The 21,784-nt window shown below is 58.8% G+C and carries 22 protein-coding genes, 1 other RNA gene and 1 pseudogene; 13 read left to right on the top strand and 11 right to left on the bottom strand.

Translation table 11 applies throughout. The features are described from left to right. Positions 1 to 105: 105 nt before the first annotated feature. The gene (locus BLL42_RS15375) at positions 106 to 522 is read left to right on the top strand and encodes a flagellar basal body-associated protein FliL (RefSeq protein ID WP_071552861.1); all 417 of its coding nucleotides are present in this window, start codon (positions 106 to 108) and stop codon (positions 520 to 522) included. Positions 523 to 627: 105 nt separating this feature from the next. On the opposite strand, the gene BLL42_RS15380 is transcribed toward BLL42_RS15375, so the two are convergent. After that, entirely contained in the window at positions 628 to 1,077 is a 450-nt protein-coding gene (locus BLL42_RS15380; protein WP_071552862.1) for an EVE domain-containing protein, read from the bottom strand. Positions 1,078 to 1,272: 195 nt separating this feature from the next. Here BLL42_RS15380 and BLL42_RS30210 point away from each other — a divergent pair, with 195 nt between their 5' ends. Further along, positions 1,273 to 1,431 carry a hypothetical protein gene (locus BLL42_RS30210; protein WP_167368540.1) on the top strand — a complete coding sequence of 53 codons (159 nt, stop codon included), beginning with the start codon at positions 1,273 to 1,275 and terminating at the stop codon, positions 1,429 to 1,431. Positions 1,432 to 1,473: 42 nt separating this feature from the next. Here the strand turns inward: BLL42_RS30210 and BLL42_RS15385 are convergent, their stop codons facing one another. The 4 genes from BLL42_RS15385 to BLL42_RS15400 all read right to left on the bottom strand — a co-directional run bounded on the left by BLL42_RS15385 (position 1,474) and on the right by BLL42_RS15400 (position 2,899). Further along, the gene (locus BLL42_RS15385) at positions 1,474 to 2,079 is read right to left on the bottom strand and encodes a 5-formyltetrahydrofolate cyclo-ligase (protein ID WP_071555770.1); all 606 of its coding nucleotides are present in this window, start codon (positions 2,077 to 2,079) and stop codon (positions 1,474 to 1,476) included. 87 nt (positions 2,080 to 2,166) lie between these two features. Continuing rightward, positions 2,167 to 2,345, bottom strand: a non-coding RNA gene (gene ssrS, locus BLL42_RS15390) — 6S RNA. Between the two features lie 30 nt (positions 2,346 to 2,375). Continuing rightward, the gene (locus BLL42_RS15395; protein WP_019694181.1) at positions 2,376 to 2,693 is read right to left on the bottom strand and encodes a cell division protein ZapA; all 318 of its coding nucleotides are present in this window, start codon (positions 2,691 to 2,693) and stop codon (positions 2,376 to 2,378) included. Beyond that, on the bottom strand, positions 2,690 to 2,899 hold the full coding sequence (locus BLL42_RS15400) for a TIGR02449 family protein (RefSeq protein ID WP_071552863.1): 210 nt from the start codon (positions 2,897 to 2,899) through the stop codon (positions 2,690 to 2,692). Before BLL42_RS15400 ends, BLL42_RS15395 begins: the two co-directional genes overlap by 4 nt. A gap of 128 nt (positions 2,900 to 3,027) precedes the next feature. Between BLL42_RS15400 and BLL42_RS15405 the strand changes: the two genes are divergently transcribed. From BLL42_RS15405 to gcvH, 9 genes and pseudogenes are all read left to right on the top strand, one after another. After that, on the top strand, positions 3,028 to 3,585 hold the full coding sequence (locus tag BLL42_RS15405) for a YecA/YgfB family protein (RefSeq protein ID WP_071552864.1): 558 nt from the start codon (positions 3,028 to 3,030) through the stop codon (positions 3,583 to 3,585). Between the two features lie 27 nt (positions 3,586 to 3,612). Further along, positions 3,613 to 4,947, top strand: coding sequence for a Xaa-Pro aminopeptidase (gene pepP / locus BLL42_RS15410; RefSeq protein WP_071552865.1), 1,335 nt, complete (start codon positions 3,613 to 3,615; stop codon positions 4,945 to 4,947). Continuing rightward, positions 4,944 to 6,131, top strand: coding sequence for a 2-octaprenyl-6-methoxyphenyl hydroxylase (gene ubiH, locus BLL42_RS15415; protein ID WP_071552866.1), 1,188 nt, complete (start codon positions 4,944 to 4,946; stop codon positions 6,129 to 6,131). The genes pepP and ubiH overlap by 4 nt, the downstream gene beginning before the upstream one ends. After that, positions 6,130 to 6,228, top strand: a pseudogene (locus BLL42_RS30500) (tetrameric acyl-CoA thioesterase); the annotation flags it as partial. The gene ubiH and the pseudogene BLL42_RS30500, both read left to right, overlap by 2 nt. A gap of 9 nt (positions 6,229 to 6,237) precedes the next feature. Beyond that, positions 6,238 to 7,455, top strand: coding sequence for a 2-octaprenyl-3-methyl-6-methoxy-1,4-benzoquinol hydroxylase (locus tag BLL42_RS15420; protein WP_174553359.1), 1,218 nt, complete (start codon positions 6,238 to 6,240; stop codon positions 7,453 to 7,455). A gap of 212 nt (positions 7,456 to 7,667) precedes the next feature. Then, on the top strand, positions 7,668 to 8,669 hold the full coding sequence (locus BLL42_RS15425; RefSeq protein ID WP_071552868.1) for an extracellular solute-binding protein: 1,002 nt from the start codon (positions 7,668 to 7,670) through the stop codon (positions 8,667 to 8,669). A gap of 150 nt (positions 8,670 to 8,819) precedes the next feature. Next, the gene (locus tag BLL42_RS15430; RefSeq protein WP_071552869.1) at positions 8,820 to 10,436 is read left to right on the top strand and encodes an ABC transporter permease; all 1,617 of its coding nucleotides are present in this window, start codon (positions 8,820 to 8,822) and stop codon (positions 10,434 to 10,436) included. A gap of 155 nt (positions 10,437 to 10,591) precedes the next feature. Continuing rightward, positions 10,592 to 11,674, top strand: a complete 1,083-nt coding sequence (gene gcvT / locus BLL42_RS15435) for a glycine cleavage system aminomethyltransferase GcvT (RefSeq protein WP_071552870.1) — start codon at positions 10,592 to 10,594, stop codon at positions 11,672 to 11,674. Positions 11,675 to 11,725: 51 nt separating this feature from the next. Continuing rightward, the gene (gene gcvH, locus BLL42_RS15440) at positions 11,726 to 12,109 is read left to right on the top strand and encodes a glycine cleavage system protein GcvH (protein WP_071552871.1); all 384 of its coding nucleotides are present in this window, start codon (positions 11,726 to 11,728) and stop codon (positions 12,107 to 12,109) included. 78 nt (positions 12,110 to 12,187) lie between these two features. Here the strand turns inward: gcvH and BLL42_RS15445 are convergent, their stop codons facing one another. The 3 genes from BLL42_RS15445 to BLL42_RS15455 form a co-directional block, all read right to left on the bottom strand. Next, positions 12,188 to 12,904 carry a hypothetical protein gene (locus tag BLL42_RS15445; protein ID WP_071552872.1) on the bottom strand — a complete coding sequence of 239 codons (717 nt, stop codon included), beginning with the start codon at positions 12,902 to 12,904 and terminating at the stop codon, positions 12,188 to 12,190. 220 nt (positions 12,905 to 13,124) lie between these two features. Further along, on the bottom strand, positions 13,125 to 13,814 hold the full coding sequence (locus tag BLL42_RS15450) for a hypothetical protein (protein ID WP_071552873.1): 690 nt from the start codon (positions 13,812 to 13,814) through the stop codon (positions 13,125 to 13,127). Positions 13,815 to 14,204: 390 nt separating this feature from the next. Next, entirely contained in the window at positions 14,205 to 15,347 is a 1,143-nt protein-coding gene (locus BLL42_RS15455) for a DegT/DnrJ/EryC1/StrS family aminotransferase (RefSeq protein ID WP_071552874.1), read from the bottom strand. 153 nt (positions 15,348 to 15,500) lie between these two features. On the opposite strand from BLL42_RS15455, the gene gcvP reads away from it, so the two are divergent. Further along, positions 15,501 to 18,374, top strand: a complete 2,874-nt coding sequence (gene gcvP / locus BLL42_RS15460) for an aminomethyl-transferring glycine dehydrogenase (protein ID WP_071552875.1) — start codon at positions 15,501 to 15,503, stop codon at positions 18,372 to 18,374. 117 nt (positions 18,375 to 18,491) lie between these two features. On the opposite strand, the gene BLL42_RS15465 is transcribed toward gcvP, so the two are convergent. The 3 genes from BLL42_RS15465 to BLL42_RS15475 all read right to left on the bottom strand — a co-directional run bounded on the left by BLL42_RS15465 (position 18,492) and on the right by BLL42_RS15475 (position 21,174). Then, a complete protein-coding gene (locus BLL42_RS15465) occupies positions 18,492 to 18,815 on the bottom strand; it encodes a DUF2388 domain-containing protein (protein WP_071552876.1) in 324 nt (107 codons plus the stop codon). 99 nt (positions 18,816 to 18,914) lie between these two features. After that, positions 18,915 to 20,696, bottom strand: a complete 1,782-nt coding sequence (tfpB, locus tag BLL42_RS15470) for a type IV pilus assembly ATPase TfpB (RefSeq protein ID WP_071552877.1) — start codon at positions 20,694 to 20,696, stop codon at positions 18,915 to 18,917. Positions 20,697 to 20,835: 139 nt separating this feature from the next. Beyond that, entirely contained in the window at positions 20,836 to 21,174 is a 339-nt protein-coding gene (locus BLL42_RS15475; protein WP_071552878.1) for an ACT-like domain-containing protein, read from the bottom strand. A 125-nt stretch (positions 21,175 to 21,299) separates the two neighbouring features. Between BLL42_RS15475 and BLL42_RS15480 the strand changes: the two genes are divergently transcribed. Continuing rightward, positions 21,300 to 21,770: an Lrp/AsnC family transcriptional regulator gene (locus tag BLL42_RS15480; RefSeq protein ID WP_071552879.1), complete on the top strand. Its 471-nt coding sequence runs from the start codon at positions 21,300 to 21,302 to the stop codon at positions 21,768 to 21,770. Positions 21,771 to 21,784 lie beyond the last annotated feature (14 nt).

Here is a 21,784-nt window from a genome sequence, read left to right on the forward strand (position 1 = left end):
AGTCAACGGGTCAACGAGCATGCCCGACCCTGATAGTCAGCCATAAGCTTTGTGCTTGGGCTGCGGGTCGTTATGCTAGGCCGCAAACCGGATAAGGAGCGAAGTGTGAAAGCGTGGATCATGTTGATGCTGGCCCTGTCTCTGCCTGTGGCAGCGATGGCCGAAGAAGCCAAAGAAGCCAAAGAAGGTGAGGCGCCGAAAGTCAGTTATATCAGCCTGACCCCGCCGTTCGTGGGTAACTACGGGCTGGATGGCACCCCGAAACTCAAGGTCTACAAGGCCGACGTGGCGTTGCGGGTAACCGGTGAAGAAGCGGTCAAGGCTGTGAAGGCCAACGAGCCGTTGATCCGTAATCAGCTGGTGGCGTTGTTTTCTCAGCAGACCACTGAAGCCATGAACAACGTCGAAGCGAAAGAGAAATTGCGTCAGGAAGCCTTGAAGCAGACCCAGCAAGTGATGAATGACGAAACCGGAAAACCGGTGGTTGAAGATCTGTTGTTCAACAACCTGATCATTCAATAAGTCGCGTGTTGCCTGGTTGATTGCCAAAAGATCGCAGCCTGCGGCTCCTACGATGCACGTATTCCCCCGTAGGAGCTGCCGAAGGCTGCGATCTTTTGGCTTCTTTCAGCCCAGCGCCAACACCGCCGCCCACTGCTCAGCCGTCACCGGCATCACCGACAGTCGTGAGCCTTTCTGCACCAGTGGCATCTGCGCCAGTGCCGTTTGCTGCTTCAGATAGTCGAGCTTCAGCACTTTAGGAAATGTCTCGACGTGACCGACGTTGATCGCGCTCCAGGCATTTTTCTCAGGCGTGGCCTTTGGGTCGAAATAAACACTTTCGGGTTCCAGCGCCGTCGGGTCCGGATACGCCGCTTCGATGATTCGCCCGATCCCGGCGATGCCCGGTTCGGGGCAGCTGGAGTGATAAAAGAAAAACTCGTCGCCGACCGCCATGGCCCGCAAGAAATTGCGTGCCTGATAGTTGCGAACGCCGTCCCAGCGGGCTTCGCCGAGCTTCTCCAGGCCTTTGATCGAGAGCTCGTCGGGCTCGGATTTCATCAGCCAGTAGGCCATTTTTTTGCTCCGAAAGCGGTGGTCGGGAATGTCGCCCGGCAATTTTATGACAAACCGACGGTCGGTTGACGCCAGCGTTTGCGTGTCGCTTCACGTTACCGCAAAATGCCGGACTTTTAAGCGAGACGCGGCAAGCACGGCCTATTTCGGTACGTTGCTGTCATCGTGTGCGACATGCCTTGAGGGGGGCAATCGATGAAACGCAAACCGGATTTACTGTGGATTTTAGTTATTGTGTTCGGCCTGGGTGTCGTAACCACGGGTTATGCGCAAAGCCTGTGGGCGAACAAAACTGAAGCATCGATCGTCGTCGCGCAACAACAGCCACAACCTCTAAAGCCGCACAAACGCTAAAACCGCAGCAAGCGACGCCGCTGATGGCAGTGGCGTCTGAGTCTAGTCCGCGAAATACCACTTTCTGTCAGTCACCGTTCCTTGCAACGGTACATCCCAGCTCGCTTGATCCAGTTTTTCGACTTTCTGACATTCATGGGCCAGGCCCAGCAGCGTCGGCTTGCGCCAGTTTTTTCGGCGTGCCAGATAGGCCAGGCTGCGATCGTAGAAACCGCCCCCCATCCCCAGACGTCCACCGTGTTCGTCAAAACCGACCAACGGCAACAACACCAGATCCAGTGCCCAGACCTTGCGTTGCTGTGCCTGTTTGACGCGTGGTTCGAGAATGCGAAAGCGGTTAGGTCGCAGCTTTTCACCGGGGTGAATGCGCTGAAAGACCATTTTGGTTCGCGGCCAGGCGCTGAGTACTGGCAGGTAAGTCGCCTTGCCTCGACGTTGGGCGGCGCGCAACAGCAGGCGCGGGTCGATTTCACCGTCGGTGGGCAGGTACAGGGAAATGTGTTTGGCGCGGCGAAACAGTGGATGTTGCGCCAATTGCCGATACAGCCCGCGAGCGGCCTGGCGTTGCTCACTGTTGCTCAGAGTGCGACGGGCCTTGCGTAGCATGCGTCGAAGTTGCGGGCGGGAAAGCGGCGCAGGTTCGGTCATCGTCATGGGCTGTTCGAGTGTCGAGGGCACCCGATTGGCGCCTTCGTAAAAAGCCGATGCCAGCAAAAACTGGCATCGGCTTGAATCAGGCTCCCCGGATGAACCGCTGTCGACTTAGCCCTTGAACCCGAAAGTTCAAGGTGGAAGATGCAGTAGGCTTTCAGGCTTTCCGTCTAGCGGACATGCACACCAGCCCAACGTGCAACTTCCAGGGTAGTGCGAATCGGCTCAGGGACATCGCCAACTGGCAAGCACCCCAGGGAGTGGCGCGAGTATACCGCAACCACCCTCGGGAATCAGCCCTTGCTGACATCCGGATCGGTGGCGAGCACCAGATCCACTCGATCAAGCAGATCACGCACCTGCTCGCGGGTCGAGCCACTGGCCTGTACGTCAGGACGTTCTCGGGTGTGCAACAGATCGTGGGTGATGTTCAGCGCGGCCATCACGGCGATGCGATCGGCGCCGATGACTTTGCCGCTGCTGCGGATTTCGCGCATTTTGCCGTCCAGATAACGGGCGGCGCTCACCAGATTACTGCGCTCTTCCTGGGGGCAAATGATCGAGTACTCTTTATCGAGGATCTGCACGGTAACGCTATTGCTTGAACTCATGAGTCTTGCTCCAGGGCCTTGAGGCGCGAAATCATCGATTCGACCTTACGCCGGGCGATTTCGTTTTTTTCAATGAGGTGCGCGCGTTCCTCGCGCCAGGTCTTTTCCTGAGCTATTAAGAGTCCGTTTTGGCTCTTAAGTTGCTCGACCCGGGTAATCAGCAGCTCGAGTCTGGCCATCAGCGCTTGCAAGTCGGTGTCTTCCATAGGTGTTCCACGGGATTTGTCTGATGGGCGGTAACTGGCGGACAGCCTTTAATAGTCTTGGCGAGTCTGTCGATGTAGGATACAAGGCCTTCATTCTAGACATAGCGCCGTCTGGCGCCTAGCTGCCCATGCCCATTCAGAATTCTCCGTATCAAGCCTTCGCCACCCTGCTGAGCACCAGCGGCCATCCTGTCTCGCCTGCCGAACTGCACGGCCTGTTGCTCGGTCGCAGCTGCGCCGGTGCCGGTTTTGAAGTCGACGGCTGGTTGGTCGACGCTGCGGAACTGCTCGAAGGCGAGCCGCAAGACAACGTCCGCAACGCCCTGATCGGCCTGCAAGAGATGGTCAAGGGCGAGCTGACCAGCGACGACATGACCGTCGTTCTGCTGTTGCCGACCGACGACGCGCCGCTGACCGAACGTGCCGCTGCACTGGGCCAGTGGTGCCATGGCTTCCTCAGCGGGTTCGGCCTGAACTGCCGTGACAGCAGCATGCTGAGCACCGAGGCCACTGAAGTCCTGCAAGACCTGGCGGCCATCGCGCAGGTTCAGGATGCACTGGAAGAGTCCGACGACGGCGAGAGCGACTACATGGAAGTCATGGAGTACCTGCGAGTCGCGCCATTGCTGCTGTTCACCGAGAACAACAAAGCAGCCGCATCGGCTGCCAAGCCTTCTCTGCACTGATTGTTTGTAAGGGACTTCCATCTGCCCATGATTCATATCCCTAAATCGGAATACACCCGCCGCCGCAAGGCGTTGATGGCGCAGATGGAACCCAACAGCATCGCAATCCTGCCGGCCGCTGCCGTGGCGATCCGCAATCGCGACGTCGAGCACGTTTACCGACAGGACAGCGACTTCCAGTACCTCAGCGGTTTCCCCGAGCCTCAGGCGGTCATCGTACTGATACCGGGTCGTGAGCATGGCGAATACATTCTGTTCTGCCGTGAACGCAACGCCGAACGCGAACTGTGGGACGGCCTGCGTGCCGGGCAGGAAGGGGCGATCCGGGATTTCGGCGCCGACGACGCCTTTCCGATCACCGACATCGACGACATCCTGCCGGGCTTGATCGAAGGCCGTGACCGGGTGTATTCGGCCATGGGCAGCAACCCTGAGTTCGATCGTCACTTGATGGACTGGATCAATGTGATCCGCTCCAAGGCACACCTGGGCGCCCAACCGCCGAACGAATTCGTTGCGCTGGATCATCTGCTGCACGACATGCGCCTGTATAAATCGGCGGCAGAAGTGAAGGTGATGCGCGAAGCCGCACGGATCTCCGCGCAGGCCCACATTCGCGCGATGCAGGCCAGTCGTGTCGGCTTGCATGAGTTCAGCCTGGAAGCCGAGCTCGATTACGAGTTCCGCAAGGGGGGGGCGAAAATGCCGGCCTATGGTTCGATCGTCGCCGCCGGGCGCAACAGCTGCATCCTGCATTACCAGCAGAATGACGCGTTGCTCAAGGACGGCGATCTGGTGCTGATCGACGCCGGTTGCGAGATCGACTGTTACGCCAGCGACATCACCCGTACCTGGCCGGTCAACGGCAAGTATTCGCCAGAACAGAAGGCGATCTACGAGTTGGTGCTGGCCTCGCAAGAAGCTGCATTTGCCCAGATCGCACCCAACAAGCACTGGAACCAAGCGCACGAGGCGACGGTTCAAGTGATCACCGCCGGTCTGGTGAAGCTCGGTTTGTTGCAGGGCGACGTCGATGAGTTGATCGCCAGCGAAGCCTACAAGGCGTTTTACATGCACCGCGCCGGCCACTGGCTGGGCATGGATGTGCATGATGTCGGCGAGTACAAGGTCGGCGGTGAATGGCGGGTGCTGGAAGTCGGCATGGCGTTGACCGTCGAACCGGGCATCTACATTGCCCCGGACAATCTGAACGTGGCGAAGAAATGGCGCGGCATTGGCGTGCGCATCGAGGATGACGTGGTGGTAACCAGACTGGGCTGTGAAATCCTGACCAACGGCGTGCCGAGAACGGTCGCCGAGATCGAGGCCTTGATGGCCGCTGCACGGACCCAGGCGGCATGAACCGGGTCAACCTGGCAATCATCGGTGGCGGCCTGGTTGGCGCCAGTCTGGCGTTGGCCTTGCAAGCCGGTGCCCGTGCCCGTGGTTGGAAGATCGTGCTGATCGAACCGTTCGCGCCCGGCCATACCTACCAGCCGAGCTACGACGCGCGCTCTTCGGCGCTGTCTTTCGGCGCTCGGCAAATTTATCAGCGATTGGGCCTGTGGCAGGAAATTTCCCGCCGCGCCGAGCCGATCAAACAGATCCATGTTTCCGACCGTGGACGCTTCTCGACCGCGCGACTGTCGGCCATGGAAGAGGGCGTTCCAGCACTGGGTTACGTGGTGGAAAACGCCTGGCTGGGCCAATGCCTCTGGCAAGGTCTGGACAAGGACGTGATCAGTTGGCGCTGCCCGGCCGAAGTCACGCGCATGGAGCCGCTGGAAGACGGTTACCGCTTGACCCTCAACGATGAAACCAGCCTTGAATGCGACCTCGCGGTGCTGGCGGATGGCGGCCGTTCGGGCTTGCGCGAGCAGCTAGGGATCGGTGTCAAAAAGCGTCCGTACAATCAAAGTGCGTTGATCGCCAACATCACTCCGAGCGAAGCCCACAATGGCATGGCGTTCGAGCGTTTCACCGATGACGGCCCGATGGCCCTGCTGCCGCTGCCGGAAAACCGCTGCGCGCTGGTCTGGACTCGCTTGGGCATGGACGCGCAGCGTCTGGCTGCTCTGGATGAGCGCAGCTTCCTCAGCGAGTTGCAGGGCGTGTTTGGCTATCGCTTGGGCACTCTCAAACAGGTCGGTGCACGGCATCTTTACCCGTTGTCGTTGATCGAGGCCGAAGAGCAGGTGCGTCCGCATCTGGCTGTGCTGGGCAATGCTGCCCACAGCCTGCACCCGATTGCCGGTCAGGGCTTCAACCTGTCGCTGCGCGATGCCCAGGCCTTGGCCGAAGCGCTGCTCGCCAGCCCGACTGCACCGGGCGACTTCACTACCTTGCAGGCTTACCGCGAACGCCAGCGCCTGGACCAGAACCTCACCGTGGGCTTCTCCGATCAGGTCACCCGGTTGTTCGGCAGTACCCAGCCGCTGGTTTCACTGGGCCGCAACATCGGTCTGTTGGGCCTCGATCTGTTGCCACCGGCCAAACGCTGGTTCGCCCGGCAAGCGATGGGGTTGGGAACACGCTCCGATGGTTGAGTGGTTGCCCCAGCGATTCGAGATTCACAACGGCGCCGGCACCTTGGTCGATAAAACCCTTTACGTGCGGCTCACGCCGCAAGCGAGACAGGCTTAAAGCATGGAAATGCGCGCAGATCTGCTGATTGTCGGGGCCGGAATGGTCGGGAGCGCGTTGGCGCTGGCGTTACAGAACAGTGGGCTGGAAGTCCTGCTGCTCGACGGCAGCCCCATGAGCGTCAAACCCTTCGACGCGCAGTCGGCGTTCGAGCCTCGGGTGAGCGCCTTGTCGGCCGCCAGTCAGCGGATCCTCGAACGTCTGGGTGTGTGGGACGGCGTTGTCAGCCGGCGCAGCAGCCCTTATACCGACATGCAAGTCTGGGATGGCAGCGGCACCGGGCAGATTCATTTCTCGGCCGCCAGCGTCCACGCCGAGGCACTCGGGCATATCGTTGAAAACCGGGTGGTGCAGGATGCACTGCTCGATCGCCTGCACGACTGCGACCTGGGCCTGCTGGCCAATGCGCGTCTGGAGCAGATGCGTCGTTCCGGCGACGACTGGCTGCTGACCCTGGCCGATGGCCGCACGTTGCGCGCACCGCTGGTGATCGCGGCGGACGGTGCCAACTCGGCGGTGCGCCGCCTCACCGGTGTCGCGACACGCGAATGGGATTATCTGCATCACGCCATCGTCACCAGCGTTCGCAGCTCACTGGCGCATCAAATGACCGCCTGGCAGCGTTTTACCGACCACGGTCCGCTGGCATTCCTGCCATTGGAGCGTGACGGTCAGCAAGACTGGTGCTCGATCGTCTGGTCGACCACTCCGACTGAAGCCGAACGCCTGATGGCGCTGAACGACGAAGGTTTCTGCCGTGAGCTGGAGCGTGCCTTCGAAGGGCGTTTGGGGCGCGTTCTGAGCGCCGATCCGCGACTCTGCGTGCCGTTGCGTCAACGCCACGCCAAGCGCTATGTGGCCGAAGGTCTGGCGCTGATCGGCGATGCTGCTCACACCATTCACCCGTTGGCCGGGCAGGGGGTCAACCTCGGTTTTCTCGATGCGGCGGTTCTGGCCGAAGTGCTGTTGCACGCGGCCGGCCGTGGCGAGCGTCTGGCGGATGTGAAAGTGCTCAGCCGCTACGAACGTCGACGCATGCCGCACAACCTGGCGTTGATGGCGGCGATGGAAGGTTTTGAGCGCTTGTTCCAGGCCGATCCATTGCCACTGCGCTGGTTGCGTAATACCGGGTTGAAAATGGTCGATCAGATGCCCGAAGCCAAGGCGCTGTTCGTGCGCCAGGCGCTCGGGTTGACCGGGGATCTGCCAACCCTCGCCAAGGCCTGACTCCCCCACTCCTGCACATCGCACACTCTGTAGGAGCTGCCGCAGGCTGCGATCTTTTGATCTTCCGGAATCAGCGGAGCATTTGAAAAGATCGCAGCCTTCGGCAGCTCCTGCGGCAACATCTGGTAACTCCTTCACGGCGGGATCGGTTGAGAAGCTAAATGTGAGTCATTATCATTTCGGCTCATTTTTGAGATCGAGAGACCGCTCCCATGTTGGCACCGAAGCGTCTACTGACAGCCCTCGCCCTGACCCTGATAGGTACCACCGTTCAGGCCGCTGACGAGGTGGTGGTCTACTCCTCGCGTATCGACGAGCTGATCAAACCGGTCTTCGATGCCTATACCCAAAAAACCGGCGTAAAGGTGAAGTTCATCACTGACAAGGAAGCGCCGCTGATGCAGCGCATCAAGGCCGAAGGCGAGAACGCCACCGCCGACCTGCTGCTCACCGTCGATGCCGGCAACCTCTGGCAGGCCGAGCAAATGGGCATCCTGCAGCCGTTCACCTCCCAGGTGATCGACACCAACATCCCGCTGCAATACCGCGCTGCGTCTCACGCCTGGACCGGTTTGAGCCTGCGGGCGCGGACCATCGCTTATTCCACCGACCGGGTAAAACCCTCGGACCTGACCACTTACGAAGCGTTGGCCGACAAGCAGTGGGAAGGCCGTCTGTGCCTGCGTACCGCGAAGAAGGTCTACAACCAGTCGTTGACCGCGACCCTGATTGAAACCCACGGTGCGGAAAAAACCGAAGAGATCCTCAAGGGTTGGGTTCGCAACCTGTCCACTGACGTGTTCTCTGACGACATCGCCGTACTGCAAGCGATCAGCGCCGGGCAATGCGACGTCGGTATCGTCAACACCTACTACTACGGCCGTCTGCACCAGCAGAAGCCGGATCTGCCGGTCAAACTGTTCTGGCCGAACCAGGCTGACCGCGGCGTACACGTGAACCTGTCGGGCATTGGCCTGACCAAACACGCCCCGCACCCGGAAGCCGCCAAGGCTCTGGTGGAATGGATGACCACACCGCAAGCGCAAAAGATCTTCGCCGACGTCAACCAGGAATTCCCGGCCAACCCAACGGTGAAACCGTCTGCTGAAGTCGAGGCCTGGGGCACGTTCATCCCTGACACCCTGCCGGTCGAAGTCGCTGGCCAGCGTCAGGCAGAAGCCATTCGCCTGATGGACCGCGCTGGCTGGAACTGAGTCCGGGGCACTAAAGATCAAAAGATCGCAGCCTGCGGCAGCTCCTACAAGGACCTCGTTTCACCCGTTATAGGTGGGTGTATGCGTTCGGTGTAGGAGCTGCCGCAGGCTGCGATCTTTTTGCGTGATTCATCTCCAGAGAGCTTTTCCTTGGCCCATCCCGCCCAACGCCGTTGGTATCCGCTGGTTTTCGTTGTTGCTGCCCTGGTACTGCTGCCGCTGAGCGTGTTGCTGCTGTCGTGGCAAACTGTCGACCTGCAGATCTGGTCGCACCTGTGGGACACCCAGATGCCGCGTCTGCTGGGCAACACCCTGACGCTGATCCTCGGCGTCGGGGTTGGCGTCACGCTGTTGGGCGTCAGCCTGGCGTGGCTGACCAGCCTTTGCGAGTTCCCCGGGCGACGTTGGCTGGATTGGGCGCTGATGTTGCCGTTTGCGATCCCGGCCTATGTGCTGGCGTTCGTTTTCGTCGGCTTGCTGGATTTCGCAGGTCCCGTGCAAACCCTGCTGCGCGAAGGGTTCGGCAGCGACCTGCGGCTGCCGCGCGTGCGTTCCACGGGCGGGGTGATACTGGTATTGGTGCTGGTGTTCTATCCCTACGTCTATTTGCTGGCGCGTACGGCCTTTCTGGCTCAGGGCAAAGGTTTGATGGAGGCTGCGCGAGTGCTCGGCCAATCACCGTGGCAAGCATTCTGGCGCGTGGCTTTACCGATGGCCCGGCCGGCGATTGGTGCCGGTGTGGCCTTGGCACTGATGGAGACGCTGGCGGACTTCGGGGCGGTGTCGGTGTTCAACTTCGACACCTTCACCACGGCGATTTACAAGACCTGGTACGGCTTTTTCAGCCTGTCGAGCGCCGCACAACTGGCCAGCTTGTTGCTGCTGGTGGTGATGTTGCTGCTGTACGGTGAGCGCCGTGCTCGTGGCGCCAGCCGGGCGAGTAACGAGCGGCCACGGGGCAAGGCGCTTTATCACCTGCGCGGGTTCAAGGCTGTGGCCGCCAGCAGTTGGTGCGGGCTGGTGTTTGCCTGCGCGTTTGTCATTCCATTGCTGCAACTGGTGGCGTGGTTCTGGCAGCGCGGGCGCTTCGACCTGGATGAGCGTTACGCCGGGCTGATCGTGCATACGCTGTACCTGGGCACCATGGCCGCGTTGATCACCGTCAGCGTCGCGCTGCTGCTGGCCTTTGCCCGGCGCCTGGCACCGACCCGGGCGATTCGTTCCGGGGTCAGCCTGGCCAATATCGGCTATGCCTTGCCCGGGTCGGTGCTGGCGGTATCGATCATGCTGGCGTTCAGTTATCTGGACCGCGAACTGGTGGTGCCGCTGTCGGGATGGCTTGGCGGTGCAGGCAAGCCGTTGCTGCTGGGCAGCCTGTCGGCGCTGTTGCTGGCGTATCTGGTGCGTTTTATCGCGGTGGCCTACGGGCCATTGGAAAATAGCCTGGCACAGATCCGTCCGTCGTTGCCGGAAGCAGCACGCAGTTTGGGTGTTGGTGGGCCACGACTGTTTTTCAAGGTGTATCTGCCGCTGTTGCTGCCTGGCACGTTGAGCGCGGCGTTGCTGGTATTCGTCGATGTGCTCAAGGAAATGCCCGCGACCTTGCTGATGCGCCCGTTTGGCTGGGACACGCTGGCGGTGCGGATCTTCGAAATGACCAGCGAAGGCGAGTGGGCGCGGGCGTCATTGCCCGCGCTGACACTGATTCTGGTGGGCCTGTTGCCTGTCATCGGGTTGATTCGACGTTCGGCGCATCGAAACGGCTAGGTGTCAGTCCTACACCTTGCGGCTACAATGCGCGGCATTCGGTGCGGATCGTCCTTCAGACCGGGTCGCTGAAATTGGCTGAAAGCCTTCTATTTAAAGGCTTTCAATCATTCAGCACCTGTCCGTACCTTCGCCACGCCCGGAAGGAGAAACCCATGGGACAGCGTACGCCTCTGTATGACCTTCATCTCGCACTCGGCGCGAAGATGGTCGATTTTGGCGGTTGGGATATGCCACTGCATTACGGCTCGCAAGTCGAGGAACACCATCAGGTGCGCCGCGACTGTGGGGTTTTCGATGTATCCCATATGACCGTAATAGACGTCAGCGGCCCTCAGGCCAAGGCCTGGCTCCAGCATTTGCTGGCCAATGATGTCGAACGTCTGCACAGCGACGGCCGTGCCTTGTACAGCGCCATGCTCAATGAACATGGCGGGGTGGTCGACGACATGATCGTCTATCGCCTGGACGACGCTTATCGTTTGGTGGTGAACGCTGCCACCCGTGATCAGGACATGGCCTGGATGCAGGCCCAACTCGGCAATTATCAGGCGCAACTGCACGAGCGCAGCGAGTTGGCGATGCTGGCGATTCAAGGTCCGCAGGCGCGGCAAAAGATCGCCGAATTGGTGACCCAGTCCCGTGGCACGCTGATCCAGCAACTCAAACCGTTCGAAGGTCAGTGTGACGGTGACTGGTTCATCGCCCGTACCGGTTACACAGGCGAGGATGGTCTGGAGATTGCCTTGCCGGCCGATCAGGCGCCGGGATTCTTCAACGATCTGGTCGGTGCGGGCATATCGCCCATTGGCCTCGGCGCCCGCGACACGCTGCGCCTTGAGGCCGGAATGAACCTCTACGGTCAGGACATTCATCAGGATGTCTCACCGCTGGCTTCCAATATGGCCTGGAGCATTGCCTGGGAACCGGCTACTCGTCAGTTCATCGGTCGGGCGGCGCTTGAGGCTGAACGGGCAGCAGGGGTGAAGCATAAACTGGTCGGTCTGGTGCTCGAAGAGCGTGGGGTTTTACGCGCCCATCAGGTGGTTCGCATCGCTGATGTTGGCGAAGGGGAGATCACCAGTGGTAGTTTCTCTCCTACGCTTAGCAAATCGATTGCCCTGGCGCGGGTGCCGATGGCAACCGCTGACCGGGCAGAAGTGGAAATTCGTGGCAAGTGGTACCCGGTTCGGGTGGTCAAACCGACCTTCGTGCGTCATGGCAAAACCTTGATCTAACTTTTTCTGGCGGGTCAACACCGCTGACATTTCTTCTTGAGGACACAGAACATGAGCGATATCCCTGCCGACCTGCGTTTTGCCGAAAGTCACGAATGGGCCCGCCTGGAAGCTGATGGCACCGTCACTGTGGGCATCAGTGACCACGCTCAGGAGGCCTTGGGTGATGTGGTTTTCGTTGAGCTGACCGAAGTGGGCAATGTATTCGGTGCAGGCGATCAGGCGGGTGTGGTCGAATCGGTCAAGGCCGCCTCCGACATCTACTCCCCGGTTGCCGGTGAAGTGATCGCGATCAATGAAGACCTGAGCGCCAGCCCTGAGCTGCTCAACACCGACCCGTACGGCGCGTGGATCTTCAAGCTCAAGCCAAGTAACACCGCTGATGTTGAGAAGCTGCTCGACGCGGCAGGCTACAAGGCTGCTATCGGCGAGTAATCACCGCCAGAAGCGAATCCGCTGCAAGAACGCCGCGTTTCCCTTATCGGGGGGAGCGTGGCGTTTTATGTTTGATGCTTAGTGGCTGGTTCGACGGGCCGCTAATGTGGCCTGCATCACCGCTTGGTCTACCCTGACGTGAAGGGCTATTACTTCTTCTGTCGTCAGGCGCGTTGCCGGTGCGCCAGAAACCCAGGTACCACTGTTCGTGTAAGTGATCGTTTGGGTTTCTCCGTTGTTTACTGTGACGACATCAACGTTGGATACAGTACTGGGGATTAATGAACCCGCCACCTGGGCTGGACCGAACCACAACTGAAAGTCGTTTTTGGGTGTCATGGTCGTTGGACCGATATCCATGCCACTTGAACTCACCCAGAGACTGCGTCCCGTGGAATCCAGTAATATCGCACGAGGATAGGCGGGTAGTTGGTTGTTGATTAAAACGTCTCCCGGGACACCGCCATTTTGTGCAGTGCTGAATACCCCGTATTGATTCAGTGTCGTTTTTTGGCCGGTGTTGATCAGTAGGCTTTTTCCTCCTGAGGTGAAGCTGATATCTCCGTCCTGCAATGGAGTATTGGTAAAATTCACCCGGTAGGTGTCACTGCTAATATCAAAGGTATTCTTATATTGATAGGTCGGTTGGCCTGGGGTTGGAAGTGGGGCTTTTGCAAGCCAGATGACCGTGAAGGTGCTATTTACTTTTTTGGCCAGGTAGAGGCTGTAGTTGTTGGTTTTTTGTGCAATCAATTGATCCTCTTCAATATAAACAATAATAGTTTGACTGCTCATGGCTGATCTCCCATTCATCCTGTGGGTGATTTCAGGGTGGATTCCGAATCCACCTGACTCGATTCGACTACGGCCTTGATGCATTCAATAAAAAACCCTGTAGATCCTCGATATACAGGGTTTTTATTGGCCTAAGAAACGTCGGCGTGCTGAAGGTTGTCAACGGCATGCATACGGTTCACACTTCATCTCGCCGCCGATGCTTGATCAGCCCGGGTGGTTATGCAACCTCTTCGATTCCGAGCCTGGAGTGAAGCGCCTCGACTTGTTTGGCGCTCAGCTTGTTGGCGGGTTCGCCAGTTATCCAGGTGCCGCTGTTGGTATAGGTGAGGGTGACGCTGCCGCCATCCTTGACAGTAACCGCGTATGTGTTGGACACATTAACGGCAATCAATGAGCCTGTTGCTTGAGTGTTGCCGAACCAAAGTTGGTAATTATTTAATGGCGTCAGCGTCGCGGTGCCAATGTTCATGCCACTCTGGCGGTTTACCCAGATATTATTGCCATTGGAATCCAGCAGTATCTCGCGTGGGTTGCCTTGCAGTTGATTGGTAATGAGAATGTCGGATGACACGCCGCCGTTTTGGGCGGGTGAGAATATACCGTTGGGATTGAGTATTGTCTTTTGGCCGGTACTGATTGGCAGGTTTTTCCCGCCGGAGGTGAAGGTGACATCGCCGCTTGTTACGGGGTCGTTTGTATAGTTGACATTGAACGACGGAGTCGCAATATCAAAGGTGTTTCTGTATTGATAACTAGGGGTATTGACGGTGGCTACGGGGCCTTTCGATTTCCAGATAACGGTGAAGCTGCCGTTGACTTGTTTGGCGAGATAAAGGCTGTAATTGTTGTTTTTTTGTGCTGCCAGCTGATCTTCTTCGATGTACAAAATTATTTGATTGCTGCTCATTTTTTGAACTCCATTTCGAATAGGGTGAGGCATAAGTTGTGTGTAACTGGGCAGTGGCGTTTTGTCGCCGCTGCCCAGTCCTCAACAAACATAGCATGCAGGATTTTGGCCTATAGATTGATTGGCTATTGTTTGATTCTATCTATTGCGATTGTTTTTTTTCAGAAATGGAGTGGGTTGATTAATGCTGGTTAATCACCTGTTTGCGGAGGCGGCTGGAATAAACATCCGTTGGGTGTCTGGTTTTTGGCGCAAAGAGATGATCGATTGACTGTCTATATATAGCTATTTGTAAGTGTATCTATAGCAGGAATAAAAAACGCCCAATGCAGTGCATTGGGCGTTTTGAATGTTGCCTATGTCAGCCTGTTCAAAGGCTGGCCAGGTGACTCAGGCGTTTTGCAAGACAGCCTTTACCGCCGCCACTGAACGCTCGACATCGCTTTTGCTCATGGCCGAGAACATTGGCAGCGAGACGATCAGGCGACCGACGCGCTCGGACACGGGGAACATGCCTTCCTTGAAACCGCGTTCGCGGTAAAGGCTCAGCAGGTGGATCGGCGGGTAGTGGTAGCCGATGCCGACGCCCAGTTCCTGCATTTGCTCCATGAAGGTTGCGCGGGCCGGTTTGCCGTCCTTGCGCTCTGGCAGTACCAGCTGGAACAAGTGCCAGTTGCTGTTGGTGAAGTCTGCCGGTGGCAGCTGCGCACCGTATTTGGCCTCGAAATCACTGCCGAAACAGGCGAAGTAATGCTTGGCCAGTTCGCGACGATGAGCGGTGATGGCATCAATGTGGGCGAATTGGCCCAGGCCAATGGCGGCGGCGACGTCGGTCATGTTGAACTTGCCACCTAGCACATCAACGTCCAGACCATCGAAGCCAGTGCGGGTCACGCCTTGCAGGCGATACTTCTCGGCCAGTCGCACTTCTTCAGCATTGTTCAACACCAGGCAGCCACCTTCCGAGGAGGTGACGTTCTTGTTCGCCTGGAAGCTGAACGACACGAAGTCGCCCGTGGCGCCGATGCGCTGACCATTCCAGCTCGAACCCAGTGCCTGGGCGGCGTCTTCGACAATGCGCAGGCCATGTTTTTTCGCGATCGCATACAGGCGGCTCATGTCCACCGGCAAACCAGCGAGGTACACCGGGATGATTGCCTTGGTGCGCGGGGTAATGGCCGCTTCGAGCTGGTCCAGGTCGATGTTGCGGGTGATCGGGTCGATGTCGGCAAACACCGGGGTGGCGCCCACTTCGAGAATCACGTTGGCCGTGGCGACCCAGGAAATCGGCGTGGTGATGACTTCGTCACCGGCACCGATCCCGGCGATGCGCAGGGCGATCTCCATGGTGCAGGTCCCGGAGTTGAACGTGCGCACCGGACGGCCGCCAAAAAACTCCGAGAGCTGGGCTTCGAACGCCTGAACCTTGGGCCCGCTGGTAATCCAGCCGGAGCGCAAGACATCGCCGACAGCGGCAATCGTGGTTTCATCGATAGTAGGTTTGGAAAACGGCAGAAAAGGCAGTTGGCTCATGACGATCAGTGCACCCGATTGGCTGACGGTAGTTATATGCGCCGCACATGATGAGCCCGATTGAGCAAAGACGCCATGCCGAGTGTGCAGGGGAGCTATGCTGCTTTGATCGAGTTGCATCGACGTTGAGCGCCATTCAAGAGAGAGCCCGTCATGTCCCAGTTGCCATCCTTGAGTCAGTTACGAGACCCGAATGCCTTTCTGCGGCGCCACTTGGGGCCGGATACCGCCGAGCAGCAGGCGATGCTCGACAGCCTCGGGCTCGGCAGCCGCGTCGAACTGATCGAACAGACAGTGCCGCCGGGCATTCGTCTCAATCGCGAACTGGACTTGCCGCCAGCGCTCGATGAAGAAGCCGCACTGGCAAAGCTACGCGGCTATGCCGAACAGAATCAGGTCTGGACCAGCCTGATCGGCATGGGTTACCACGGCACCCTGACGCCTGCGGTGATCTTGCGCAACGTGCTGGAAAATCCCGGTTGGTACACCGCTTACACACCCTATCAGCCAGAAATCGCTCAGGGGCGACTCGAAGCACTGCTCAATTTCCAGCAATTGACCATCGACCTGACAGGCCTGGAATTGGCCAACGCCTCGTTGCTCGACGAAGCCACGGCTGCGGCCGAAGCCATGGCGCTGGCCAAGCGTGTCGCGAAGTCGAAAAGCAATCTGTTCTTCGTCGACGAAAACTGCCATCCACAGACCATTTCCGTGGTGCAGACCCGGGCTGAAGGCTTTGGCTTCGAACTGATCATCGACGCTGTGGATAACTTGAAACAGCATCAGGTGTTTGGTGCGCTGCTGCAGTATCCCGATACTCACGGTGAGATCCGCGACCTGCGCCCGCTGATCGATCACTTGCATGCGCAGCAGGCGCTGGCCTGCGTTTGCGCCGATCTGCTGAGCCTGTTGTTGCTGACACCGCCGGGTGAGCAGGGCGCCGATGTGGTGTTTGGTTCATCCCAGCGCTTTGGTGTACCGATGGGCTACGGCGGTCCTCACGCAGCGTTTTTCGCCAGCCGCGATGAATACAAACGAGCGATTCCCGGGCGGATCATCGGTGTTTCGAAAGATGCTCGCGGCAACGTCGCGCTGCGCATGGCCCTGCAAACCCGCGAGCAACACATCCGTCGCGAGAAGGCCAATTCGAACATCTGCACGGCCCAAGTGTTACTGGCCAACATCGCCAGTTTTTACGCGGTCTACCATGGCCCGCAGGGGCTCAAGCGTATCGCGCAACGGGTACACCGGCTGACCTCCATTCTCGCTGCCGGGCTTGAGCGCAACGGTATTACCCGGCTCAACAAGCAGTTTTTTGACACCTTGACCCTGGAAGTTGGCGGCAGTCAGACGGCCATCCTCGACAGTGCCAGAGCGGCGCAGATCAACCTGCGGATTCTCGGGCGTGGGCAGGTCGGTTTGAGTCTCGACGAGAGCTGTGATGAACGCACCGTGACAAAGCTGTTTGATGTGTTCCTGGGTGCCGATCATGGGCTTGATGTGGCTGAACTGGATCGCGAGGCGCTGATCTCCGGCATTCCCGACGGCTTGTTGCGGGCCACGCCGTATTTACGCCACCCGGTGTTCAACGCCCACCACAGCGAAACCGAGATGTTGCGCTACCTCAAGCAACTGGAGAACAAGGACCTGGCCCTCAACCAGTCGATGATCCCGCTGGGTTCCTGCACCATGAAACTCAACGCCAGCAGCGAGATGATCCCGATCACCTGGCCAGCATTCGCCAACCTGCACCCCTTTGCGCCGAAAGAGCAGGCGGTGGGCTATTCACTGATGATCAGCGAACTGGAGAGCTGGCTCTGCGCGATTACCGGTTTTGATGCGATCTGCATGCAGCCCAACTCCGGCGCCCAAGGTGAATACGCCGGGTTACTGGCGATCCGCAAATACCATGAAAGCCGTCAGCAAGGCGCACGTGACATCTGCCTGATTCCTGCGTCAGCCCACGGCACCAACCCGGCCTCGGCGCAGATGGCCGGGATGCAGGTGGTGATCGTCGACTGCGACGATGCCGGTAACGTCGACCTCGATGACCTGAAAGCCAAGGCGACGGCTGCTGGTGACAAGCTTTCCTGCCTGATGGCCACTTACCCTTCAACCCATGGGGTGTACGAAGAAGGCATCAGCGAAATCTGCGAAGTTATCCACAAGCATGGCGGTCAGGTGTACATGGACGGCGCCAACCTCAATGCGCAGGTCGGGCTGGCCCGCCCGGCGGATATCGGCGCCGATGTCTCGCACATGAACCTGCACAAGACCTTCTGCATTCCCCATGGCGGAGGCGGGCCGGGAATGGGGCCGATTGGCGTGCGGGCGCATTTGGCGCCGTTTGTTGCCAATCACCCGGTGGTGCCGATCGACGGGCCCGATCCGCAGAATGGCGCAGTCAGCGCGGCGCCCTGGGGCAGTGCGAGCATTTTGCCGATCAGTTGGATGTACATCGCGATGATGGGGCCGCAGCTGGCCGATGCCAGCGAAGTGGCGATTCTTTCGGCCAATTACCTGGCAAAACATTTGTCCGGTGCTTTCCCGGTGCTCTACACCGGGCGCAACGAGCGGGTGGCGCACGAATGCATCCTCGACTTGCGACCACTCAAGGCGCTGACCGGGATCAGCGAAGAAGACGTCGCCAAGCGGCTGATGGATTACGGTTTCCATGCGCCGACCATGTCTTTCCCGGTGCCGGGCACGTTGATGGTTGAGCCTACCGAAAGCGAGTCCAAGGCTGAGCTGGATCGCTTTATCAGCGCGATGCTGAGTATTCGTGCGGAAATTGCCGAGGTGCAGAATGGCAATTGGTCTGCGGAGGACAATCCGCTGAAACGCTCGCCCCATACGTTGGCGGACATTATTGGTGTCTGGGATCGGCCCTACAGCATTGAGCAAGCGGTGACCCCGGACGCGCACACCAGGCTGCATAAATACTGGCCGACGGTGAACCGCGTGGACAACGTTTACGGCGATCGCAACCTGTTCTGTGCCTGCGTGCCGGTGGATGAATACCGCTGAACAAAGTCAAAAGATCGCAGGCTGCGCCAGCTCCTACAGGAGATATGCGGTCGGCGTAGGAGCTGCCGCAGGCTGCGATCTTTGCTGTTCAATGGGTATTTTTGTTGCACTGACGGATCACTGTTCGGCGACCGCGTTCTTGGCCAGGATTGCGTTGGCCAGTTCCATGTCGGTGGCCTTCAAGCCTGGGTTGTCGGCGCGGACTTTCTGCATCGCAGATTCCAGGTACGGACCACGGATATTGCCGTCACTGGCCACGAAACTGCTGGCGTCGTCCTGAGCGGCAACGATCAGCTTGTGATCCCTGGAGGTCAGGTAGGTGGACGCGGTGGTCGCACCTGAGGAAATAACTCCTCGCCAGAAGCCATCATCATGGGCCATTGCTGAACCAACAGAGAGGGAAAGCAAGGCAAGCGTAGCGGCAGCAAGTTTGAAGCGCATTGCGGGTGACTCCGGTTCGGGTTTTCTGGCCGGTTGGATTGCCAATACCCCAAACGAGTTCCGTAGCCTTCAATCGGCGTGTTCGAGCAGGATATCCCCCTATTTCTGCTCACTCTGCGGCGTCACTCGCAGCACCTCTTCGATAGTCGTCAGCCCCGCCGCCACTTTTTGTGCGCCCGACAGCCGCAGACTGCGCATGCCTTCCTTGAACGCCTGACGACGTACGGCGAGCAGGTCGGTGTCGGGGTTGATCAGGGCTTTGACACTGTCGGTCATTTGCATGATTTCGTAGACCCCGGCGCGTCCGCGATAGCCGGTGTCGCGGCATTCCAGGCAGCCAATCGCGCGCTGGGCGTTGCTTGGCAGCGGTGCTTGCCAGGGACGGGTCAAGGTTTGCCAGTCGTCTTCGCCCAGCGTCAGCGGTGCCTTGCAATGCGGGCACAGCGTGCGGACCAGACGTTGCGCCATGACTCCCAGCACGGTGGCTTTGATCAGGTAATGCGGCACGCCGAGTTCCAGTAAGCGGCTAATGGCGCTCGGTGCGTCGTTGGTGTGCAGGGTCGACAACACCAGGTGACCGGTGAGTGCCGCTTGAATGGCCATTTCGGCGGTTTCGAGGTCGCGGATCTCGCCGATCATGATGATGTCCGGATCTTGTCGCATCAGTGCGCGCACGCCGCTGGCAAAGGTCAGGTCGATGTTGTGCTGGACCTGCATCTGATTGAACGCCGGCTCGACCATTTCGATCGGGTCTTCGATGGTGCAGAGGTTGATCTCTGGTGTCGCGAGTTTTTTCAGCGTGGTGTAGAGCGTGCTGGTCTTGCCCGAACCGGTCGGTCCGGTGACCAGAATGATGCCGTTGGGTTGGCGGGTCATGTCCTGCCAGCGACGCAGATCATCGGCAGAAAAACCCAACTGGTCGAAGTCCTTGAGCAGCACTTCCGGATCGAAGATCCGCATGACCATTTTTTCCCCGAATGCAGTGGGTAGCGTCGACAGCCGCAACTCCACTTCGCCGCCATCCGGAGTCTTGGTCTTGACCCGGCCGTCCTGGGGTTTGCGCTTTTCTGCAACATTCATCCGTCCCAGGCTTTTCAGGCGACTGACAATCGCCATGGTCACCTGCGGTGGAAATTGATAGACGTTGTGCAACACCCCGTCGATACGAAAGCGCACAGTGCCTTGCTCGCGCCGTGGTTCGATGTGGATATCACTGGCGCGCTGCTGGAAGGCGTACTGGAACAGCCAGTCGACGATGTTGACGATGTGCGCGTCGTTGGCGTCCGGCTCCTGATCGCTGGCGCCGAGGTTGAGCAGTTGTTCGAAGTTGCTCAGGGTGTTCATCTGCTGATCGGCGTTGGTCGCACCGCTGACCGATTTGGCCAGGCGAAAGAACTCCACACTGAAGCGCTGGATGTCCGCCGGGTTGGCCACCACGCGTTTGATCGGCAGCTGTAGAACGTGGGTCAGGTCAGCTTCCCAGCTGCGCACGTAAGGCTGCGCGCTGGCGACGGTGACGGCGTCGCGGTCAATCGATACCGCGAGAATCTTGTGGCGCTGGGCAAAGGCGTAAGACATCAGCGGAGTAACTTGCACGACGTTTATTTTCAGCGGATCGATGCGCAAGTAAGGCTGGCCGGCCTGCTGAGAAAGCCACAGGGTCAGGCTTTCCAGATCCAGGCGTTTGCCGGGGCGGCTGAGGTCATCGAGGTGTTGGCTGGCGAGGAACTCCAGCGGGTGCAATTGACTGTTGCTGGCATTGCGGCGAGTGGTCAGCGCATGTTCGGCCGAGTCCTGGCTGATGAAGCCTTGAGCGACCAGTTCACGCAGCAGGTCATTGAGATCCAGCCAGCGATCCTGAGTGGTGAGTTGAACGGACATCCGGGCTCCTTATGGAAACGATCCTGCACGAGCGGTGTAGACAGGTGCGTCTCTGACCACTGATGCCAAGAGTAGTCCCCACAACGGCTGACCGTTTGGCCATTGGCCGATTCATCGTTGCGAGTTTTTACAGGGGGCTTCAACCGGCTGCCTGCGCAGGCTGACCCCATTGCGAATCAGCCGCTTGCAGTTCCACCGAGCACACACTGATCAGGTTACGTAATTTTTCCGCGATCACCTGGGCGCGGTGCCAGCTCAGGCCATCCATGACGATACCGATCGACAGCAGGTCGTCGTCGCGCAACACATTGACCCGCCGCGGCACCAGGAACTGTAACGCGAACAGATTCAGCGCCCGGCACAACACGTCCGGTTCGGCCTCGGCCAGCAGTTGGTAGTGCACGCGACAATGGGCATTGCTGACGTTCCACACATCGGCGCGGGTAGGGGGGGTGCTGACGGTTTCGAGCGGGGGCATGGTCGGTCTCCAAATCACTGGAGAAATTTTTACATTCGGTTCGGGGTATTTCTTATCTATGATTGGGCTAATTGGCTTTAAATCGAATTAATTAATTCTCAAATAATATCTTTACGGGTTTTTCTATGCATGGCGAGCTTGACGCGTATGACCGACGGATTCTGGCGCTGCTGCAAGAGGACGCCTCGCTTTCCAGTGCGCAGATTGCCGAGCAGGTCGGGTTATCGCAGTCGCCGTGCTGGCGGCGTATTCAGCGGATGAAGGAGGAGGGCGTTATTCGCGGGCAGGTGACCTTGCTCGATCGCAAGAAAATCGGCCTCAACACGCAGATCTTCGCCGAGATCAAACTCAACGCCCACGGGCGTTCGAACTTCACGGAATTCACCGAGGCGATTCGCGGTTTTCCGGAGGTGCTGGAGTGTTATGTGCTGATGGGCGCGGTGGATTTTTTGTTGCGGATCGTCACGGCTGACATCGAAGCCTATGAGCGCTTCTTCTTCGAGAAGCTGTCGATGGTGCCGGGGATTCAGGAGGTCAACTCAATCGTGGCCTTGTCGGAAATCAAGTCCACGACGAGTTTGCCGGTGTTGCGTTGAAGCACAAGATCGCA

The organism is Pseudomonas frederiksbergensis (assembly GCF_001874645.1).
Lineage (GTDB): Bacteria > Pseudomonadota > Gammaproteobacteria > Pseudomonadales > Pseudomonadaceae > Aquipseudomonas > Aquipseudomonas frederiksbergensis_B.

Coding starts and splice junctions, on each gene's coding strand:
- BLL42_RS15420 (WP_174553359.1), top strand. CDS start 6,238: ATGCGCGCAGATCTGCTGATTGTCGGGGCCGGAATGGTCGGGAGCGCG.
- BLL42_RS15425 (WP_071552868.1), top strand. CDS start 7,668: ATGTTGGCACCGAAGCGTCTACTGACAGCCCTCGCCCTGACCCTGATA.
- BLL42_RS15475 (WP_071552878.1), bottom strand. CDS start 21,174: ATGCCCCCGCTCGAAACCGTCAGCACCCCCCCTACCCGCGCCGATGTG.
- BLL42_RS15465 (WP_071552876.1), bottom strand. CDS start 18,815: ATGCGCTTCAAACTTGCTGCCGCTACGCTTGCCTTGCTTTCCCTCTCT.
- tfpB (WP_071552877.1), bottom strand. CDS start 20,696: ATGTCCGTTCAACTCACCACTCAGGATCGCTGGCTGGATCTCAATGAC.
- pepP (WP_071552865.1), top strand. CDS start 3,613: ATGATTCATATCCCTAAATCGGAATACACCCGCCGCCGCAAGGCGTTG.
- BLL42_RS15380 (WP_071552862.1), bottom strand. CDS start 1,077: ATGGCCTACTGGCTGATGAAATCCGAGCCCGACGAGCTCTCGATCAAA.
- BLL42_RS15480 (WP_071552879.1), top strand. CDS start 21,300: ATGCATGGCGAGCTTGACGCGTATGACCGACGGATTCTGGCGCTGCTG.
- ubiH (WP_071552866.1), top strand. CDS start 4,944: ATGAACCGGGTCAACCTGGCAATCATCGGTGGCGGCCTGGTTGGCGCC.
- BLL42_RS15450 (WP_071552873.1), bottom strand. CDS start 13,814: ATGAGCAGCAATCAAATAATTTTGTACATCGAAGAAGATCAGCTGGCA.
- gcvT (WP_071552870.1), top strand. CDS start 10,592: ATGGGACAGCGTACGCCTCTGTATGACCTTCATCTCGCACTCGGCGCG.
- BLL42_RS15400 (WP_071552863.1), bottom strand. CDS start 2,899: ATGGAAGACACCGACTTGCAAGCGCTGATGGCCAGACTCGAGCTGCTG.
- BLL42_RS15395 (WP_019694181.1), bottom strand. CDS start 2,693: ATGAGTTCAAGCAATAGCGTTACCGTGCAGATCCTCGATAAAGAGTAC.
- BLL42_RS15445 (WP_071552872.1), bottom strand. CDS start 12,904: ATGAGCAGTCAAACTATTATTGTTTATATTGAAGAGGATCAATTGATT.
- BLL42_RS15385 (WP_071555770.1), bottom strand. CDS start 2,079: ATGACCGAACCTGCGCCGCTTTCCCGCCCGCAACTTCGACGCATGCTA.
- gcvH (WP_071552871.1), top strand. CDS start 11,726: ATGAGCGATATCCCTGCCGACCTGCGTTTTGCCGAAAGTCACGAATGG.
- gcvP (WP_071552875.1), top strand. CDS start 15,501: ATGTCCCAGTTGCCATCCTTGAGTCAGTTACGAGACCCGAATGCCTTT.
- BLL42_RS15455 (WP_071552874.1), bottom strand. CDS start 15,347: ATGAGCCAACTGCCTTTTCTGCCGTTTTCCAAACCTACTATCGATGAA.
- BLL42_RS30210 (WP_167368540.1), top strand. CDS start 1,273: ATGAAACGCAAACCGGATTTACTGTGGATTTTAGTTATTGTGTTCGGC.
- BLL42_RS15405 (WP_071552864.1), top strand. CDS start 3,028: ATGCCCATTCAGAATTCTCCGTATCAAGCCTTCGCCACCCTGCTGAGC.